This window comes from [Actinomadura] parvosata subsp. kistnae, from assembly GCF_900323885.1.
In the GTDB taxonomy this organism is placed as follows: Bacteria; Actinomycetota; Actinomycetes; order Streptosporangiales; family Streptosporangiaceae; genus Nonomuraea; species Nonomuraea composti.
Genome location: NZ_OOHJ01000006.1, coordinates 365,027 through 384,058, shown reverse-complemented (window position 1 = coordinate 384,058; position 19,032 = coordinate 365,027). Strand labels below are relative to the sequence as shown.

Sequence of the window (19,032 nt, the reverse complement as noted above, 5' to 3'; positions counted from 1 at the left end):
CGTCTTTGATGGTGGCGGCCCTCTTGCGGCTACCGGAGCCGGCACGGCGCAGCGGGCGTCCGGCGGAACGTGCAGGTCTTGCCGATGGTGCGAGCCATCCATGGTGCTGTTGGTGTCGGCGGCGCCCGCCACGCCTGTCCTCGGATTGGGTGGCTTCCCTCGGTGCCACCGTCGAGTACATCTTCCTGCCGTACTCGGCGGTGGAGTAGGGGTGGGCGCGGCTTGTTGTCAGCGGCCGGGCTCGTGCTCGCGGTGGTTGACATCTCGTGTTCGGTCGGGGCGGTACGAGGTTCGGGATGGGGTCGCGGCTCGGCTGGCTTGGCGGGTTTGCTGGGTTTCGTGGAGGCGCTGCTGGTGCTCGCGGCGGACGGCCTGTTCTGCCTGACGTTCCGTTCGGGCCAGGGTGCTGCGGCGCTCGGACTCGTCGAGGGCGGCGTGCAGGGTGAGATCGAGCCGTTGCATGTCGCGGCGTAGCTTGTCGAGGTGGCGGCGGCCGGTTTCCTGGTCGGTGGCGCGAGCTTGTTCGAGCGTCTGGGGCCAGGTGCGGTCCAGTGCGGCGGCTCGGTGGCGTATTTGCGGCCACAGGGGTGCGGGCGGTGCTTGGTCGGCGGCGGTGCGGGCCGTCTGGTCTGCGGCGGCGTGACGGTGTTGCCGCTGCTGGAGCTGTCCCAGGAGTTGGGCGTTGGTGTCGAAGAGCCGGCCGAGTTCGCTTTCCAGTGCTGCGCGGCGGGCGCGTGCCTTGGGGAGCAGGGGTTTACCGGTGCGCAGCTCGTGGCGGATCTGCTGGATGCGGTCCAGGACGGTCGCGTTCTGCTCGGTGAGGTCGGCGATGTGGGCGGCCTCGCGGTCGCGGTGCTGGGCGGCCTGGTGGGCGGCGTTGATGCGGTTGAGCTGGGTCTGGAGCTCCTGGCGGTGGTGGTGGAGGTTCTGCTCGCAGGGGCCGCCGCCGTGCTGGCTCCAGTGGGCCAGGTCGTGCGCGGCGGTGCGTTCGGCGGCGTGGAGTTCCTCGGCCCGGTGGCGGAGTTCGGCGATGCGGGCGGTGAGCTGCCGGTCGTCCAGCAGGCCGACCTGGTCGGGTGTGTTGGTCAGGGTGGTGAGGAGGTGCTGGAGTCGTTGCCGGGTGTGGTGGTGGTCGCGGGCTGCCTGTTCGATGCGGTGGCGGGCCGGTGGCAGGGCGGCGCGGCGGGCGATCTCGCGCTGGATGGCGTCCAGTTCGCCGCGAATCTGCTGCTGGGTGGTGTGGGCGGTGGCGACCTCGTGCTGGGCGGCTTGGATGTCGGTGTGCCGGACGTCGTGCAGCATGCTGTCCCAGTGGCGGGTCAGCTGACGGTGCTGGTGGCGGATCAAGGGCCACACGGTGCGCGGCGGGGCTTGGGCGAGAGCCCGGCGGGCCTGCTCGGCTGCTGCCCGAACCTGCTGGTGCACCGCCTCGAGGGTGTCGCTCCGGGCGTGTTCCCGCTGCTGTTGGGCCTGCTGGAGCCGTTCTTGTGCGGTGGTGGCGGCGTCGATGTGCTGCAGGTGGGTGGTGAGCTGGTCGCGTCGGGCGAGCAGTTCCCGTTCGGCGGGGCCGCCACCGGCGCTGGTGTAGGTGCGGGCGCGCTGTTCGGCGGCGGTCAGGTCAACGGCGGCCTGCCGGGCTTGGGCGGCGAGCGTGCCGGCGCGGGCGGTCAGGTCGGCGTGGTCGAGCAGCCCGACCTGGTAGGGGGTGTGGGACAGGGCGAGCAGCGCGCCGGCTTGGCGCATCGCGGCCACGGAGTCGCCGGCGGGTGCCAACTCGGTACCGTCGTGCCGGTCGGATGGCGGGCGGTCGAGGCGGCCGGGTGGGAGGCTCGGGCGTTCGGCCGCGCGGTTCGGCAAGCGGGGGTGGTGCAGGGCGTGGTGGGCGGCGTGCCAGGCGGCGTCGCGGTCCGGGTCGAGGGGGCCCGGGCGGCGGTCGGTGAGCAGGAAGGTGCCGTATGCCTCGCCGTAGGCGGCGATCACGCCGGCGCGGACGATCCATTCGTGGCGCAGCAGCGGCTCGTCGGGGACCTGGCCGAGCTGGCGCAGCGCCCACTCGGGCGGGTTGTGGGCGGCGCGCTGGCCGAGCTGCTCGGTGCGCTGGTCCATCCGCTCGGCCACCTCGAGGGCGGTTCTGGCCAGGTCGGGGTCGTCGATGTGCGGGATGCGGTCGCGCCATTGCCAGGAGGGCGCGCCGCCACCGGTGGTGGTGGGGATGGTGGTGAGCAGGCGGGTGAGGCGGTGGTGCAGGACCTGGGCGATGGAGCGGGCGTCGTCGAAGGGACGCCGGCGCGCGGCCCGGGTGATGAGGTGCCGGGTGTCGCCTCCGGCCAGCTCGATGCGTTGGAGCAGGCGGTAGAGGGTGCGGCGGGCCGGGTCCTGGTGGAGCCGGTCGAACTCGTCGGGGGTGAGGGCGGCGGCCAGGGCCTGGCGGTGGCGGGGCCGGGTGGCCAGGGTGATGAGGTCGCGCCAGATGGCCATCAGGTGGGCCATGTGGGTGACGCGTTCGCTCTCCTGGCGTAGGGCTTCGACGGCGGCGGGGCCGGCGTCGTCGCGTTCGAGGACGTGGGCGAGCACGGTGCGGGCGTTGAGGGTGGGCGCGCCGGGGGCGGGGTCGGGGCCGGCCAGCTGGGGTGCCTGCTGGGCGCCTTCGCGCAGGTCGGCGGCGGTGAGCACGCTGGTGTCGACGTAGGCGAGGTTGGCCGAGCGGCCGCGGGTCAGCATCACGTACAGCATCTGGTGGGTGACGCGGCCGTCGATCAGGGCGCGGGCGACATCCACGGTGCGGCCCTGGGCGGCGTGGGCGGTGCTGGCGTAGCCGAGTTCGAGGTGCCGGGCGGCGTAGCGGGCCGGCAGGTAGACGCGGCGGGCGGGGTCGCCGCCGGGATGCGCCGAACTGGTGAGGTGGGCGATCAGGGCGCCGTCCTCCAGCACCCGGTGCACGCGCAGGACGTCCCGGTTGGACAGGGTGCGCCAGGTGCCGGCGACGTTGACGCGGCGGGTGTTGGCGCGGGCCATCACCAGGTCGCCGGCGCCGGCGGTGGTGCCGTCGCGCAGCCGCACGCCGTCGGCGTCGACCTCGCCGCGGCGCACCAGCTCGGCCCGCACCCGCACCGACAGGTCGCGGGCGTCGGCGTTGGCCATGGTGAGCATCACGGTGCGCCGGCCGGCGGCGCGGTCGTCCAGGTAGTCGGCCACCAGGCGGGCGGTGATCTGCTCGCGGTCGCCCGACAGGATGCGGCCGTGCTCGTCGTAGGCGTCCAGCACGGAGGCGTGGCCGGCGCGCAGCCGCAACGATGCTTCCCGTTCCCAGGCGGCCTCCATCCGTTCCACCGTGGTGAGCGCGTGCGAGCCGGCATCGGCGGCCAGCACCCGCATCAGCCCGCCGGCCTCCGGCGCCGACAGCTGCGCGGTGTCGCCGGCCCACACCACCTTGCAGAACGAGCGGTCGGCGACCTGCTGGATGGCGGCCAGGTCCGCGGTCGGCACCATGGACGCCTCGTCGACGACGATCAGCGTGCCGGGCTCAAGGCGGAGCCTGCCCGCCTGGTGCAGGGCCAGGAAGCGCCGGATGTTGTAGGCCCGGTCGAAGCCCTCCTCGGCCAGCACGTAGGAGGCGTTGGTGGACAGCGTCAGCCCGATCGAGCCGACCCCTTGGACGGCGCGCCACAGCCCGGTCAGCCGGCCCAAGGTGTAGGACTTGCCGGAGCCGGCGGGCCCTTCGAACACGTCCACGGCCCGGCCGGAGGTGGCGATGCCGAGGATCGCCGCCGCCTGATCCTCACGCAGTCCCGGCCCACCCGCCTCGGCGCGGCGCGGGGCCAGCCATTCCTGCACCCGCCGGTGCGGGAGAGCGGGGGCGGTGTGCGCCTGGGCAGCGGCCAGCAGCCGGTTCTCCACGGCGAGCTGGTCGTCGGTGGTGAACCGGTCGGCGCAAGGAGCGACGTAGGCGCTGCTGCCATCGGATCGGCGCAGCACCTCGGGCACATCGATGAGTTCGGGCAGGTTCAGCAGCCGCACCCCGAACGGATTGCCCGGCCCGATCGCTCGTTCGGTCAGCGTCTCCAGCAACTGCCGCACCGCGCCCTGGGTGAGCCCACCGAGCCGGCCGGGCAGGTGCCGGTTGATCGCCCGCATCACCTCATACCGGGAAAAGACCGCCCTGGCCTGCTGAACGTCGGCGACCGCCGCCTGCAGCACGTCGTCGATCTGCGCGTCGAGGGCCGATTCCGCTCCCGAGGCCTCTCCCCCACCGGCTGAGTCGTTCAGGACGTGCCGGGCCAGGGCCGCGGCTCGCTCCAGGTCGGCGATCGTCTCCGGATCGGCGTCGGACCGCAGGACCCGCTCGGGAACCTCGGCCAGGGTGCCGGATTCGGCCTGGCGGGACTGCCGCATCCACTGATCCAGCTCGGACGCGTGCGTGGGAGCCTGCGCCTTGCTCTTGCGGGCCTTGGTGGCGCGGGTGGCGTACTGCGCCATGGAGAACAGGGCACGCGCGGAAGGCCGGCGGCCATGGCGGGCCACGTACTGGGCGCACAACTGCTCCAGCAGGCCGGACACCTCCACCCGGCGCGAGGAGAACAGGCCGATCAGCTCATCGGCGATGCCCTCCACCTCCAGCCCATGGCCATCGTCCCGGGCGCGGGTGCGAACCGGGAGCGAGCGGGTCAATGTCTCCCACATCACGCGTTCGGCCAGCGCGGCGGCGGCCGGGCGGACGGCGTGGATGGCGCGGCTGTCCAGCGCACGCCATTTGCCGTCGATGTCGCACGGAACGCGGTTGAGCACCGGGTTGTGCACATGCAGTTGCGGATCACCGTTGCGGGAGGTGTGCTGCCGGAAAGAGGCGACCACCCAGCGCGGGGCGTCCACCCACCGGCCCGTGGAGCGGCCGGCGACCTTCGGGCCGTGCTTGCCGGCCCGGCTGACCCCGCACACGTCCTGGTAGTACTCCAGCATCGCGGCATTGCCGGCCATCACCGCCTCCCACACCAGCTCGGCCTGGGCCCGCCACGCGAACGCTTCCTCAGGGTGGTCGTGCTGCTGCTCGGCGGCCTTGGCCAGCAGGCCGGCGTGCAGGAGAGTGACGGATTTGGGCGGGCTGAAGGTCAGGTCCAGGAAGTAGACGGGCTTGCGGCCGCTCTGCTCGGTGAAGCGGGCGGGTCTGCTGCCCAGCGTCGGCTTGTCCGCCTCGGGCACGGCGGGGTCGCCGAAGGCGGGATGGCGGGGGTCGGCGAAGCTGCGATACAGCCGCTCGAAGGCGTCGGCGTCGACCGGCTGGCCGGGGACGAACCCTAATTCGGCGCACGCTCGGCCGCTCCAGAACCCGGGCGGCTCACCGCGCTCCGCCTCGCCTACCGATGACAGGTAGTAGTTCTCGGCGCCCTTGCCGACCTGGCGCGTCAAGTAGCCGGGGTCGTAGCCCAGGCCGATGCTCAACATCGCAAGCGATCACCTCCGAGATCGTGAGGCTGGGCCTCAGAGCCGGGGTCAGGGCGACGCGCGAAAGTTGCTGCTGTGACGAATGTAGCAAAAGGGGCAAAAGATGCCTAGGTGTGAAGCGCGGAGGCAAGATGCTTCAAGATCGACAAGCTGAGGGAGATGCGGTGGTGTGATTGAGGGTGGCTAGCCCCGTTTTCCGCAGGTGAGTGATCTTCAGCGGAGGTCTCGTGGATCGATGTCGAGGAGGTCCAGGAGGTCGAGTTGGAGGTCGGTGGGTTGCGGGATGGTCGGGGGTGACTGGCCGGTGCCCGGGATCAGCCGGATGCCGGCCAGCGCGTCCAGGATGAGTCTGCCGGTGGGGACGGCGGGCCGTCCGGCGTACAGGCCGTTGACCTTGGTTTCGCCGCGGTCGGCGAGGGCTTGGCGGGCCTGGCGCTCGATCAGGCAGAAGATGAGCAGGGCCAGGCAGATGACGGTGATCAGGGCGTGGATGCGGCGGTTGTTCTTCAGGTACAGGCTGGTGACGGCCAGCGGCCCCTTGAAGGCCTGGTAGCGGCGTTCGACGGCTTCTTGGCCTTTGTAGTGGCGTAGCACCTGTCCGGCGTCGGCGGCCCCGGGGGGCAGGTTCGTGAGCAGGGCGTACCAGCCGTCGGCGGCGGCTTCGGCGTCGATCGCGTTCTGGTCGAACTGCCAGGTCAGGGTGGGTTTGCCGGTGGCCGGGTCGGTGCCGGTCCGGGCGGTCAGGTAGGTGCTGACCCGGCGGTCGCGGCCGATCGCGGCGAGGCGGTCGGCGACGGCCTGCTCGGTGGGGTAGTGGCGGGTGCCCAGGCCGCGTTCCAGCCGGGCCAGATCGTCGCGGGCGCGATCGAGTTTCTTGGCCCGGGCGCAGGCGGCGGCCTGGGCGCGGGCGGAGGAGTGCACGAAGATGCGCCGCAGGGTCAGGATCGGGTCCTTCTTGCGCGGCCCGGCCAGCGTCATGGTGTCGTCCTCGCGCACATGCCAGGCACCACGCCGGTCGGCGCTCTTGCGCTCGTCCCGGGCGGCGACGTAGTCCACCCGGGCCGCGTCGTCGATCTTCTGGCCGGCCAGCGCCGCGGCGCCGACGTACTGCTTGGAGGCCGGCGCGATGAAGGCGACCCCGGCGGCGCTCATCGCCGCCAGATTGGCATACGAGATCAGCTTGGAATCGCCGATCATGAGCATGCGTTGCGGGCCGGCCAGCTTCTGCAGGCCCTGCATGGCGCCGATGACCTGCCCGACCTCACCGGCCGCGCCGTCGTAGGCGCGGTGCAAGACCGGGATCGCACCATCGGCGGCCACCGCGATCCCGGCCTGGATCTGCTTCAGGTCCGGCCGCCGGTCCTTGGGGTGACCGAAGCGCGGTGTCGCGAAAGCGGGCTCGGCCTGCTCGTAGTCGCCATGCAGCGAGATCGAGGTCATGTCCCAGTGCAGGCGCGCCACGTCCAGGCCGAACGCCTCGATCGCGGCCAGCCCGACCGACCCGGCCAGCTGCTCCAGATGCGGGGCGATGGCATCCAGCGCGCGGCCGATCCGGTCATCGTTGAGCAACTCCGGATCCACCCCGAACGCCTCACCCACCGCCCAGGCGCGCGCCCAGTCCCGCACATGCACCAAAGGGGCGGGCGAGGTCAGCCGGTTGGCCACCAGCACCTCGATCACCTGCCCATGAGTCAACTCGGCGACATCGCGCACCGGACAGGCCGCATCCACCAACTCCCGGACCCGCAACCGCGAGCAAAACCCGGCCACCACCGGTAATGCCCCGAGCATCTTCTCGACACTGGCCTGACCCCACTGCGCACGCTGTCTCACCAGCCAGGTCATACCGCGACAACGATCACCACGGCAAACCCGGCGATCTTCACTTACCGCAACATGCGGAAAACGGGGCTAGCTGGGGGCGCAGACCAGGGGCCATCAGTGAGGTTCGCGGGGAATCTCCTCATATCCATCAGCATGCATCGGCGGGCAATGCCGACCGTTGGACACAGCGACGGGTTGCATGATCTTCGTCTGAGCGGGCTTGCACTACCCATGGCAGGAGGGTCCGGGTGGGTGGCGCGAGGATCGCCGGCCAGAAGCGGAGCGCCAGCGGAGTCTTCTGGCCGGCGAGACGAGCGCCCCGCGCGCAGGGGCGGCCGCCAGGCCGATCCCTGCGGGACGCGAGCGTAGCGAGCGCCCTGCGCGCGGATATAGGGAGACCGGTAGCCGGTGCGGCGGTGAGGGGCCGTGTGGCGGGGACCGGTCCGGTTGTTCATCTGGTGTGCCCGGAGAGGTGGGGCAGGTCGCCTCTTGTGTCGTGGCGGGGCGATGTTACGGGGCGTGGTGGTGTGTGCGGTGTGGGCGCTGCCCCACGACCGCCTCTGCGGCATGCCGGGCGATCTCCGCAGGGTCGGCGCGGAGCAGGGCGTTGATCGAGCGCAGGTTGACGGGTCGGCTCGCGTGGTCGTCCGGGCTGGTGATGCGGGCGCTTTGGGGGGCGTCGCCGGCGAAGGCTATCTCAAGGAGCCAGCAGTGGCGGCGCAGGGTGAGGACGGGGCCGGGGGCGGTTTCGACGCTCCAGCCGTGCCGCCGTGCGCGGTGGGTCAGCGCGTCCGGGTGCATGGGGTTGGTCTCTCTGTCGAGTTGTCGGAGGGGTGCTGAAGGGGTGGGCGGAACGGCGGGGTTCCGCCCACCGGGTGCGGGTCAGAGGTGTGGCTCGGGGTCGGTGCCGTCGCTGGTGGTGGCGGCCAGGGCGGGTTCGGTGTCGGGTCGTTCGGGGAAGGCGCCGGCCCAGGGGTCCTGGGCGGGTGCGGGGGTGCGTCCGTTCCTGATCGGGGTGACCTTGGCGGTGGCGTTGCGCAGGGACGGTCCCGCCTCGATGACCTCGAGCTCGTAGACGGTGCGCTTATCGCCTTCGGTGGTTTCGTAGGTGCGCTGCTTGAGCCGGCCTTCCACGATCACCCGCATGCCGCGCTGCAGCGACTCGGCCACGTGCTCGGCCTGCTGGCGCCAGGCGCTGCAGGTCAGGTAGAGCGGGCGGCCGTCCTTCCATTCGCCGCTGTGGCGGTCGAGGAAGCGCGGGGAGGAGGCGACGCGGAAGCGTGCGACGGCCTCTCCGGTCGGGGTGAAGCGCAGTTCGGGGTCGTCGGTGAGGTTGCCGGTGATGGTGATGACGATGTCGTTGGCCATGGTGGGTCTCCTTCGCTGGACGCGGTTCGGATGGGGCGGGCCTCGATGAACCGGTGTGGGGCGGGCGGTTGCCCGCCCCACGGGGAGGGGTCAGGACGGGAGCTCGTGGTCGGTGGCCGTGGCGAGCTGGTGCGCCTCGACGGCTTCGGCCACGCAGTCGGGGCAGATGCGGCCGCCGCCGAGCAGAGGCCAGCTGTTGCGCAGCAGGACGGAGTTGCCGCAGCGGGAGCAGGCGGTGACGTCGGTGGCGTACGGGCGGATGCCGAGGCTGAGGCGCTTCATCGAGGTTTCCCTTCCGTCCGCGGCCCCCGGGTGGGTGGCCGCTTCGTGTTCCGGTGCGGGAGGCCACGCAGGCGGGAGGGAGGAGGGCAACCGAGCGGCCCGCGGGAGGAAGATGTTTTCCGCGCGGGGTCGGCGAGGAGGTGGAGCGGGCGGGGTCCCGCGCGGAAAAGATCTTGCTCGCGCGGGTTGAGCCGCTTGGTTGCGGGACGACCGGACGCCTGCGAGGGTGACTGTGCCGGAACGCGGGGTGGCCACCCACCCGGACCCCCGGGAGCGGGAGGGGACCCGGCAGGCGCGCGTCGTGGGCCACTCCCCCACGGCCCACTACGGCTGTGCCCTCACGTGCAGGGAGCACCCTGTGCGGGTTCAGGCCGGGGGTGCTTGTGGGGTGCGCTGGTTGCGGGGCTCCACGAGGTGTCGGACGTCGGGGTGGGGGGTCGTCGGCTCTGCCCGTGTTGGGGGCTGGGCAGTGCGGTGTGGACGGTGTGAGCTCGGCGAGCCGGACCGGCGATCGCACTGCGCGGCCGGGGGTCATGTCGGCTCTTCGGGGCGGATGATCCAAGGCCGTGATTCGATGCTGTGTGCGAAACTGGAGTCAGTGGCCTGGCCTTCCCTGTCGGCGGGTGCCGCCGCCTGGCAGGCGGCCGATCTTGGGGGGTGGGCTGTTGAAGAGGTGTGGGGTTGACGCGGCTGAGGTTCGGATCGGAGGGGCGGCGCTGTGGACGATGGTCTGCGGGTGGAGCTGACACGGCAGGGGCGGCGCTATGAGCTGAGCGCGCGCCGGGTTGCGGACGGCCGTCTGGAGCTCGAGGTCAAGGGTGGTGGCGCGGACGGCGATGCGGTGGCGGTGCTGAGCGGGGCCCTGCCCCTGGCCGATGTCGGGCTTCTGGCCGATTTGGTCGAGCTCTTGAGGGTGAGGTGCGGTCAAGCGGACGAAGGACGGGGCTCTGTGGTGGAGCAGCAGAGGCTCACGCATGCCGACGCCTATCGGGGTTGGACCGCTGAGCAGGATGAGAAGCTGCGGCAGCTCGCCTGCCGGCCGGACGCTTCGGTGAAGGGACTGGCTGCGGCACTGCAGCGCAGTGAGGGCGCGATCAGATCGCGGCTGCGGCGGCTGCGCATCGACACGCTGCCCCACCAAGCCGAGGCGTAGCTTGGCCTGCGACGCCGTGCAGGCGTCGGCTGGTCTTGGGTGAGCTGCGTCGGCCCGTGGCGGATAATCGGGGCCGTGATCATCATGGACGTCGTTCTGGAGATCGAGGTGGACGCCGGTTTCGACGCCTGGCCGGTCGCCGCGCAGGCCGACGGCTTCCTTGCCCTGTCCGGCCGGCTGAGCCCGGCCGAGGTCGGCAGCGCGATGGCGGTCATCTTCGGCTACGGCGGCATCCCGACAGCGCCGATCAGCGAGCTCCACCACCTTCTGGACCGGCATCTGGCCGACGCCGGCAGGCTCATCGCCCCGGGCGGGCTCCGCGTCAGGGACACCACCACCGGGGCCGAGATCCTGCCCGGCTGCTGCTGCGGTCTGGAGGACTGGCGGGAGTGGCGCGACGTCCTGCACCGGCGGGGCATCTGGCTCGGGCACGATCCTGGCACTGTTCTGGCTTTCACGGGTGGAACCGTGCGGCTCAGGCAGGAGCTGGCCGGCGGCTCGCTGCCTGCGCGCGTGAGTGAGGTGGAGATTCGGCTGGAGGAGCTGCCTGCGCTCCTGGCCACGGTCCAGTTGCGGCTGCAGGGGTTCCTGTGCCTGGTCCATGCATGGGCGGGTGAGATCGCGCCTCGAGCCGCCGACCGCCTCGTCACCGTTCTTGATGAGAATTTCCGCATTAACGGCACGCTCGACCTCGGCTGAGACCGGCACGGCTCCGGGGGTATGTGCGGGATCTGGAACCGCCACGGGAGTGTCGTGTCGCTGGGCCTGGTGCGCGCTCGCCGGGTGGTGGTGATCTAGTGGGTCGTTGACCCTATGCCTGGGTGGCCGTGGCCGGTGGGAGGCCACCTTCGCTCGAGCAACGAGCTGCTTCATGCTGATGTGCGCGGGTGAGCCTTCCTTTTCCGCAGTCGGGCGGGGTGGGCCAGTCCTCGTCGTGGAGGTCGTCTCGCAGGAGGCGGCGAGTTCCGCCATGGCGTGCAGGAGTACCACGCGGAGATCTCCTTGAGGGTGGGCAAGTTCGCCGCCGAGGTAGCCGAGCAGCTCGGTGAGGTCGGCTTGAACGAAGGTCGGCATCATGACGGGGCCTTTCGTCGTGAGGTCGGGGTGCCGGCCCGGGGCGGGTGGCCCCGGGCCGGCCTGGTAGCGGCTTATGCCGGGACGGGTTCGGGTGTGGGCTGGAGGCCGAGGCCCATGGCGGCGCCAAGGTATGGGCCGAGGTGGAGGGCGTGGTGGACGGCGGGCAGGCAGCGTTCCTGCCAGGCAGTCAGGGCGGCGGTGAGGTCGGCGCCGTGGTGGAGGTGCTGGGCGAGGGCGATGGCCAGGCCATGGGCCTGGTGGATGCCGTGGTTGGCGCCGCGGGCGGTGTGCGGGCGGACGGGGGCCAGGGCGTCGCCGAGCAGGATCGCCCGTGCGCCGCCGACGGGGTGGATCATGCGGTGGGGCGGGTCGATGTCCAGGACGGGGGCGGCGTTCCAGTCGCTGGTCGCGTCGATCACCGCGGCGGCCTGCGGGGGCAGGAGCCGCTGGGCTTCGGACAGGACGACGGTGCGGGCGACGGCGCCGATCTGGCGGGGCAGGAGGTAGGTGCGGTGGGTGGGGTCGTAGCCGGTCAGGTAGCGCAAGCGTTCGGCGGTCATGTTGAGGTAGAAGGTCCAGTCGAGCGCGGTGGTGCCGTCCGGGCGCAGGATCGGGAAGAGGTTGAACTGGCTGGTGTGCGGCTCGTAGCGGGTGAAGGCGCACAGGTCCGGGTGGGGTTCGGGCCGTTGGCCGCGCCAGGCGACGTAGCCGGCGTAGCGCAGGGGCCGTGAGGGGTCGAGCAGGCGGCGGCCGAGGGAGCGGCGGCCGTCGGCGAAGACCACCAGGTCGGCGTGGAACGGGGCGGCGCCGGTGATGTCGAGTACGGCGGTGCCGTCGTCGGCGGGGCGCAGGGCGCGGACGCGGTGGCCGGGGTGCAGCCAGCACTCGGGGAGCCGGGTGAGCAGGGCGGTGTTGAGCTGGTGCCAGCCGGTGTTGCGGCCCGGGTAGACGAACTGGGTGCGGCGGGTCTCGCGGCGGTCGGTGATCTGGATGGCGGTGACGTGTTCGCTGGGGAAGGGCACCAGCTCGTGCTGGGGGATGCCGAGGGCCTCGAGGGTGGCCAGCGAGACGTGGTCGAGGCCGATGACGCCGCCGGATTGGGCGTACGGGGTGGGTGCGGCTTCCAGGACGGACACGCGGGTGAAGCCGGCCTGGTGGAGCAGCAGGGCGAGGACGGGGCCGGTGATCGAGGCGCCGACGATGGCGATCGACGGCTGCGAGTGGCCGGCGGGCGTCGCTGGGGAGGGCTGGACGGGCGTGATCATGGCAGCTCCTGGGGTGTGTGGCTGAGGGGCTGCCGGACAGGGGGTGACGGGCGCCTGGCCGATGCTGCGGGCTGCGGCGTGGGGCCCCTTCCGGCGCCCGAGCCGTCGGCGGTGCGGCGTACTGCCCTCGCAACCGTGTGGTCGCGGCCTGGCTGAAGATGTTTTGCGCCAGCAAAAGATCTGTCAGCCGGGCCGCGGCTCGCCCACCAGGACGGCGGAGCCGGGGCGAGAGCACGGTTGCGAGGGCGGGAAGCCGTGCCGCAGGCTCCGAAGCCGGAGGGGGAATCCACGGCGCTGCACCCCGCATGTGCCGGGCACCGGCTCGCGGGTGGAAGCTCTCGGCGCGACCCCCGGCGCGGCGGCGGGGTGACCGTCGAAGGCCGTGAGGCCGGTGCTTGAGGAGATCGTGCGGTGGTCCGGGGCGGCCGGCCGGTAGCCTCTCTGATGGTGAGGGATGAGGCTGCCCACGTGCAGGCCAGTGGCCGCGGCAGGATCGCCGATGTCGAGGTGAGGCGGATCGCGCAGGCGTTCGGGCTCGGTGGCGTGCGGGAGGTCCGGTTCTTGCCGGCCGGGATGATGAACCGCAATTGGCGGCTGCGCACCGATGCGGGCGTGTTCGCGCTGAAGGAGATCGTGGACGTGCCGGTGCCCGAGGCGCGCCGGAGTCTGGTCACGGTTCGTGCGTTGGCGGCGGCCGGGTTGCCCGTGTGCGAGCCCCGCCCGGCGGTCGGCGGGGACGTGGTGGCGGAGGTGGACGACGCCAGGTTCTTCTGCCTGCTGCCGTGGGTGGACGGCGACCACCGCAGGGGAACGGAGCTCGACGTCGGGCAGGCGCGCGAGCTCGGGCTGCTGCTCGGCCGGATCCATCGCGCGCTGGCCACCGCTTTGGGGCCGGTGGACGTGCGTCCGCGGGCCAAGGTAGGCTCACCCAAGGCGGCGGCGGCCGAGGCTGATCGGTTCCTCCGGCTCATCGGCGCACTGCCGTGCGCGGAGCCGTTCGACGCCGCTGCCGCCGAGGCGCTGGAGCGGCGCAAGGAACTGCTGGCCCGGCACGCGGGTGATCGTCCTGGTGATGAGGTGGTGCGCGGCCCGGTCGGGTGGACGCATGGTGACGTTCAGCCGCTGAACCTGCTGTGGCGGGACGGTCGGGTGGTGGCGGTGCTGGATGGGGACCGGCTGGGGGTGCGGCCGTATGCCGAGGAGGTCGTCCGTACCGCGCAGGTGCAGTTCGCCGCCGAGGACGGGCGGTGGGAGCTGGAGCGGGTGGCGGCCTTCGCGGCCGGTTACCGGTCGGTGGTGGCGCTGGCGCGGGAGGAGCTGGCGGATGCGGTCGAGTGGCTGTGGTGGAAGCGCATGACGGATTTCTGGCCGCTGCAGTGGCACTACGGCAAGGGCGATCACGGCCCGGATGGGCTTGGGTGTCCGGCGAGCGGTTGCTGCACTGGTGGAGCGGCAACCGCGAGCGGGTGCGGGCGGCGTTCAGCTTGGGATGACGCCGGCGGGGTGGTGGCCGGCGGTCTTGGCGCGCCGTCGGGCGGTGGTGCGTTGGGTGAGGCGGGCGGCGTCGCCGTACAGATGGTCGCGGATGGTGCTGGGGTCGAAGAACGGGTCGACGGTCACAAGGAGCATCCCCCCGGGGACGGGATCAGGTCATGGTGGAGCCGGGGAGCCCGGCCAGGAAGCGGCGAGCGGCTCGGCGGCTGGTCAAGGTGATCACGCGGGCGTGGGTGGCGTGCTCGGCGATGAGGGCGCGGACCTTGGGACGCATCCGGCGACAGTAGCCGAGGACGTAGGTGATGAAGCCCCAGTGGATGCGGTCGTACACGCCTTGCTCGGCGTGCTGGCCGCCGCGGTAGCGCCGGCGGCGCTGGAGAATGCCCCACAGGCACACGAGTGGGGGGACGTCGAGAAAGATCACAGTGTCGGCGTTCGTCAGCCGGATGTGGAGGGTGGAGGCGAAGTTGCCGTCGATCACCCACTGGGGCTCGGCGACGAGCTTCTCTTGGATGGCGGCGAACTCCTCCGGCGGCAGCGGATTCCAGTCGGCGTCGTAGTAGACGGCGTCGAGGTGGGTCATGGGGACGTCGAGGAGAGCGGCGAGCCGGCGTCCCACGGTGGTCTTGCCACTGCCGCCGCAGCCGATGATGGCGATCCTGCGCATGTCGTCAGAGGTTATCCAGCGGGGAAGATGCCGGGCCGGGGTTCGCATCGTGTCGCTCACGCGGCGACCAGGGCGGCAGCGTCGAAGCCGAACCGGACGTCGCGGTGAGGGCCGGCGACTTCGGCGCACGACAGATAGACGTGGCCATCGGGGGCGATCTCCAGCTTTTCGACGACATCGCTGGGCGCCGAGTATCGCTCGGGCAGGAGGATGTCGGTGCTCACCGACAGCGGCGCCAGGTTCATGCTGGTCAGCTGCTTGCCCAGCTGCTGCGTCTGGGTGGCCTTTGAGCTTCACGGCCACCATCGGGGGGTCTCGGCCCAGCAGGGAGGGAATGGGCTCCGGCGGTGGGTTGAGCCCGCGCCGTGGTGCATGGTCGGCGAGAAGGGGCAGTGCCCGTTCGGCGGACCGGGCCGCGCCAAGACGTGGCGCGGCATGCCGGCTGCGCACGAGGCCGCCCCCGCGGCCATGGAGCGGCGTCAAACTCATCGACATTTGCAAGCCGTTGATCTCCAAGTGGCGACCAAACTCGCCTACATGTGGCTCCCAAGCTCATCGACAGAATCAACCACGCCTGTTAGACCCTCCAAGCTCCTGCGCCGGTTGGCCAACCCGCCGTGAGTGCATCTCGTGGACCAGCGGCTGTCGTTCACCTCGCTCTGGACTGCGTTCTCGCCCACGAGCCATCATGAACGCTTCCGACGGTTCCGCACCCGTGCCTATGCTGCTGAAGGTGACTTCAACAGAGCATGAGATCACCTTCCGGACCCTCGACGGCCAACACCTCGCCGGAACGCTCGTCACACCACATGAACCGCCAGCGCACGCCGTCGTCCTGGTCCACGGCGGCGGGGTGACACGCCACGAAAGCGGCTTCTTCACCCGAATGGCCCGAGGACTCAGCGACCACGGCCTGGCGTCCCTTCGCTTCGACCTGCGCGGCCACGGCGAGAGCGAGGGCCGACAAGAAGAACTCACCCTCTCGATCATCCTCAACGACATCCGAGCCGCACTCCAGCAGCTCCGCGAAACAACGGGAGCCGCCCGGCTGAGCCTGCTTGGCACGAGCTTCGGCGGCGGCATCTGCGGCTACTACGCCGCCCACAAACCCGAAGAAGTGTCCCGACTGGTACTGCTCAACCCCCAGCTCAACTACAAGAAGCGCACCATCGACAGCCGTCCTTACTGGCACGACGACTACCTAGACGAGGACGCGGCCCGCCAACTCACCGAGCAGGGATCCATCATCTTCACCCCCACCCTGCGGCACGGCCGGCCACTCCTCAACGAGGTCTTCTGGCTGCAGCCACACACCATCCTCGGCTCGATCAAGACACCAACCCTGATCGTGCACGGCACCAAAGACACCCTCGTGCCGATCGAGTCCTCCCGAGCAGCCGTACCTCAGTTCACCGCCCCATGCGACCTGGTCGAGGTCGACGGCGCACAGCACACCTTCGCCGTCCACGACGACCCGCAATATCACAACCCGCAAAGCCAGGCATGGCAAGCCGCAGTGATCCAGACGGTCGCCGGATGGCTGCGCGACGGACACCTAAGCGACAGGACGATCAGCTAGGAAATCCTGCAGTGCGCGCACCCCCGGCCGACGCAGCCAGCGCCCCATCGACTGCAACACGTCGTCCAACACGGTGATCGTTCGCCGCGAACGAGTGGCCCGCGCAACGCGCGCCGCCGCGAGCCCCAGAGCGGCCGCCTGATCAGGTTCGCCAATCAAGGCCAGCGCAGCCGCGTGACGCGCTTGGAAGTAGCCGGCGTCCCGATAGGACAGGCTGCCGCCAGCGAGGATCGACTCAAGGATCTCAGCTGCCCTGGCGGGCTTTCCCGCCTCGGTGAAGCATGCGCTGCTGCGCAGCAACAGCATGTGCTCGGTGAAGGAAGCGCCGAGCGTCCCCGGCTCCTCCCCCAACACATCAGGCAGCACCCCGCGCGCTTCGTCAAGCTTCACCTCCACCTCCCGCACTGGCTCCCCCAGCATGGCCAGGCCCAACGCCTGCTGCTGCAGCACTTCGGCCCGCACCCCCGAGGGAAGCCGCGTGCTGGAGTGCTGCGCCGCTTCAGCCAAGGTCAACACCTTCAACGGATCCTGCCGGTCGTAAGCGAGTTGAGACTTGCGCAGCAGCACATACCCCTGCATGGGGCCGTCGCCAGCTTCCTGCGCCCACTCGATCGCCCGGTCGTACCAGTACGTCGCCGTAGGCAGGTTACGCAGGTCCCGGTACAGCCAGCCGATGAACTCCGCGCCCTCGGCCCCCACCACCAGCAACTGCCGCCGGATGTGCGGCCTCACCTCGCGAACGGCGTACTGCACAGCCGCGAGTACGGCCTGCACCTTCGGCAGCGCTGCCGCCGGGCCCATGGTTCCATCTTCCGCCTTGCTCGCGTCGAGCTGCGCGCGCAGTTCCTCCACTACGGCCCCGTCCAGGTAGCGGCGAGGATCCGACAAGATCTCGGCCACGGGCGGCAGCGCGTCCATGCTTGCCTCCGGCCAGATGACCGAGCGCTGCCGGTCATCGGCCAGGGCGATGAGCGCACCCTTCGCTCCGAGCGCTTCATCCAGCGCCGTTGCGATCGGCAGCGTGGGCGCGCGGCGCCCGCTTTCGAGATCGGAGACATGGGTCTTGCTGCAGTGGGCCGAAGCGGCCAGCTCACGAAAGGACATATCCGCACGTAGGCGCAGACGTCGTAGCACCTCACCAAAGGTCTCCATGCCCATGCGGTGCTCCCTGTCCCGTCCGCATGGATGTCCGCAATTCTGCGGACGTGTCCGCGGACAGTCCACCCCTAGCCCATGACTCGCGGTACTGACGACGCTACTACTGCCGGCCGTTCCCACCAGCAGCCTTCCAGAGAAAGTAGACGGCCCCGGCCCGGTGCGTGAACACCGGGGCTCCGGGGCCTGATCAGGAATCGAGGTCCTGACTATGAAGAAGCCTAGAGCCGCCATCGTCCAAGCGCACACCGAGCACAGCGCGGCGGTCACGCAATGAACGACACCCCAGCCGCAGGAAGCACCACCCCTCCTGGTGACCTCCCGCCTCGGCGACACCGCGACGAGTTCGAGCCCACCGCCCGCGCGTACAACGCCGGCCTGTTCGGCAAGGACCACTACGAGGAAGACAAGGCCGGCTTCCAGGAACTGACCGAAGTGGCGCCGCTGCTGCCGATAGCCGTGTCCGAGAACCGCCACTTCGGCTTCCGCGGGGTCACGGCCGCAGCGCTCGGCGGCGTCGATCAATTCCTCAACCTCGGTCTTGGGTTCCCCACCCCGGACGGCATCTCCATCGCCGACGTCATACGACCCCACCAGCCGCTCGCCCGAGTCGTCCACGTGGACGCGTCCCAGGTAGTGGCCTCGCACGGCCGCGCCATGCTCGCGCGAGTGGACAACGTGTCCATGGTGCACGCCGACGCCCGCGAACCGGACCTGGTGCTGAAGGAGGCCGCAGAACTGCTCGACCTCAGCAAGCCGCTCTGCATCGTGGCCACGGCGCTGCTGCATTTCTGGCCGGATGAGCAGGAACCGGCCGCCGTCCTGTACGAGTACATGCGGGCGGTCCCTGCGGGTTATCTGGTCCTGTCGCACGCCTGCGGCGAGGAGATGGACGCTCTGCGGTACGCCCAGCTCCGCTCCATCTACCAGCGGCGCTTCGCGCCGATCTACCCCCGCACCCGGGCAGAAGTCGCCGCGATGCTGCACGGGCTGGACGTGCTGGAGCCGGGCCTGGTCGAGGCGTCGCAGTGGCGATCGAACGATCGGCGCATTGACGTTGGCGACGCGTACTTCCTTGCGGCTGTTGCCAAGTTCGGCCACTACGTCGTCACCTTCCGCAGGGAAGACCGCACGAGCGTCGAAACGGGTCACCCTCTGTCGGAGGCGTCGTGAAGCAGGTCAGCAACAGCACAGATCGAGGATGGGCCGATCGGCTTGAGCTGGAGACCGGCTATTGGTGGCGGGTCCTCCAGTTCGAGGAGCTGGTCATCGCGTTCTACCGGGGGTACTGGAACCCAGCCGGCGTCTACCACGCTGGCGACGTGTACGACCCTGAGCCGCTGTGGAGGCACATCCGCAAGACGCAGGACGAGAGTCGCCGCTGGGCGATCCAGAACGGCGTACGCCCTCTGCCTCCCGTCCTGGAGCATCAGCTTCCCGACGCCCTGCGGACGACGGTCGGGTGATGAGACGAGACGCGGCCATGCACACGGCCCCGTGCGCAGCGAAAACCGTCGCGCCGCGTCCCGGCGTGGCCGGCCCGGGACCGCTCATCCATGGCCGGCCACGCACCACGGCGCGAGCCTGGTGTCCTGCACCCTCCACCATCGTGCTCGCGCCGATCGACACTCGCCGCCCCCGGCGTACCGCCCGTCCGGGGGCGGCGAGTTCCACACTCCCCTGGCTGACGCTTCCCCGCCTGACCTCCAGGGGATCGCGGAAGGCGGGC

Annotated in this window: 15 protein-coding genes; 6 read left to right on the top strand and 9 right to left on the bottom strand. The window is 70.9% G+C overall.

Annotation, left to right across the window (positions count from 1 at the left end; genetic code table 11):
* Positions 1–228 precede the first annotated feature (228 nt).
* The 5 genes from mobF to KIS93_RS05435 all read right to left on the bottom strand — a co-directional run bounded on the left by mobF (position 229) and on the right by KIS93_RS05435 (position 8,913).
* Positions 229–5,439: a MobF family relaxase gene (gene mobF, locus KIS93_RS67290; protein ID WP_186403858.1), complete on the bottom strand. Its 5,211-nt coding sequence runs from the start codon at positions 5,437–5,439 to the stop codon at positions 229–231.
* A 213-nt stretch (positions 5,440–5,652) separates the two neighbouring features.
* On the bottom strand, positions 5,653–7,284 hold the full coding sequence (locus KIS93_RS64615; protein WP_420895844.1) for an IS1634 family transposase: 1,632 nt from the start codon (positions 7,282–7,284) through the stop codon (positions 5,653–5,655).
* A 489-nt stretch (positions 7,285–7,773) separates the two neighbouring features.
* Positions 7,774–8,064 carry a hypothetical protein gene (locus KIS93_RS05445; protein WP_186403857.1) on the bottom strand — a complete coding sequence of 97 codons (291 nt, stop codon included), beginning with the start codon at positions 8,062–8,064 and terminating at the stop codon, positions 7,774–7,776.
* An 81-nt stretch (positions 8,065–8,145) separates the two neighbouring features.
* Complete coding sequence (locus tag KIS93_RS05440) at positions 8,146–8,631, bottom strand: single-stranded DNA-binding protein (protein WP_186403856.1); 486 nt, start codon at positions 8,629–8,631, stop codon at positions 8,146–8,148.
* A gap of 90 nt (positions 8,632–8,721) precedes the next feature.
* The gene (locus KIS93_RS05435; RefSeq protein WP_186403855.1) at positions 8,722–8,913 is read right to left on the bottom strand and encodes a hypothetical protein; all 192 of its coding nucleotides are present in this window, start codon (positions 8,911–8,913) and stop codon (positions 8,722–8,724) included.
* Positions 8,914–9,631: 718 nt separating this feature from the next.
* On the opposite strand from KIS93_RS05435, the gene KIS93_RS05430 reads away from it, so the two are divergent.
* Both KIS93_RS05430 and KIS93_RS05425 read left to right on the top strand, forming a co-directional pair.
* Positions 9,632–10,066 carry a hypothetical protein gene (locus KIS93_RS05430; protein ID WP_186403854.1) on the top strand — a complete coding sequence of 145 codons (435 nt, stop codon included), beginning with the start codon at positions 9,632–9,634 and terminating at the stop codon, positions 10,064–10,066.
* Positions 10,067–10,150: 84 nt separating this feature from the next.
* Positions 10,151–10,765 carry a hypothetical protein gene (locus KIS93_RS05425; RefSeq protein WP_420895854.1) on the top strand — a complete coding sequence of 205 codons (615 nt, stop codon included), beginning with the start codon at positions 10,151–10,153 and terminating at the stop codon, positions 10,763–10,765.
* A gap of 449 nt (positions 10,766–11,214) precedes the next feature.
* Here KIS93_RS05425 and KIS93_RS05420 read toward each other — a convergent pair whose 3' ends face one another.
* Positions 11,215–12,408 carry an FAD-dependent monooxygenase gene (locus KIS93_RS05420; protein WP_186403852.1) on the bottom strand — a complete coding sequence of 398 codons (1,194 nt, stop codon included), beginning with the start codon at positions 12,406–12,408 and terminating at the stop codon, positions 11,215–11,217.
* Positions 12,409–12,819: 411 nt separating this feature from the next.
* On the opposite strand from KIS93_RS05420, the gene KIS93_RS05415 reads away from it, so the two are divergent.
* Positions 12,820–14,121, top strand: a complete 1,302-nt coding sequence (locus KIS93_RS05415; RefSeq protein WP_222107261.1) for a phosphotransferase — start codon at positions 12,820–12,822, stop codon at positions 14,119–14,121.
* On the opposite strand, the gene KIS93_RS05405 is transcribed toward KIS93_RS05415, so the two are convergent.
* Both KIS93_RS05405 and KIS93_RS05400 read right to left on the bottom strand, forming a co-directional pair.
* Positions 14,054–14,569 carry a P-loop NTPase family protein gene (locus tag KIS93_RS05405; protein WP_186403850.1) on the bottom strand — a complete coding sequence of 172 codons (516 nt, stop codon included), beginning with the start codon at positions 14,567–14,569 and terminating at the stop codon, positions 14,054–14,056. The two genes, KIS93_RS05415 and KIS93_RS05405, sit on opposite strands and share 68 nt — an antisense overlap.
* Positions 14,570–14,625: 56 nt before the next feature.
* Entirely contained in the window at positions 14,626–14,814 is a 189-nt protein-coding gene (locus KIS93_RS05400) for a hypothetical protein (protein ID WP_186403849.1), read from the bottom strand.
* A 443-nt stretch (positions 14,815–15,257) separates the two neighbouring features.
* On the opposite strand from KIS93_RS05400, the gene KIS93_RS05395 reads away from it, so the two are divergent.
* The gene (locus tag KIS93_RS05395) at positions 15,258–16,148 is read left to right on the top strand and encodes an alpha/beta hydrolase (protein ID WP_246005198.1); all 891 of its coding nucleotides are present in this window, start codon (positions 15,258–15,260) and stop codon (positions 16,146–16,148) included.
* Here KIS93_RS05395 and KIS93_RS67285 read toward each other — a convergent pair.
* Positions 16,125–17,306 carry a helix-turn-helix domain-containing protein gene (locus tag KIS93_RS67285; RefSeq protein WP_186403848.1) on the bottom strand — a complete coding sequence of 394 codons (1,182 nt, stop codon included), beginning with the start codon at positions 17,304–17,306 and terminating at the stop codon, positions 16,125–16,127. The two genes, KIS93_RS05395 and KIS93_RS67285, sit on opposite strands and share 24 nt — an antisense overlap.
* A gap of 270 nt (positions 17,307–17,576) precedes the next feature.
* Between KIS93_RS67285 and KIS93_RS05385 the strand changes: the two genes are divergently transcribed.
* Positions 17,577–18,476, top strand: coding sequence for an SAM-dependent methyltransferase (locus KIS93_RS05385; protein ID WP_186403847.1), 900 nt, complete (start codon positions 17,577–17,579; stop codon positions 18,474–18,476).
* Positions 18,473–18,769, top strand: coding sequence for a hypothetical protein (locus KIS93_RS05380; RefSeq protein ID WP_186403846.1), 297 nt, complete (start codon positions 18,473–18,475; stop codon positions 18,767–18,769). The genes KIS93_RS05385 and KIS93_RS05380 overlap by 4 nt, the downstream gene beginning before the upstream one ends.
* The last annotated feature ends 263 nt before the right edge of the window (positions 18,770–19,032 follow it).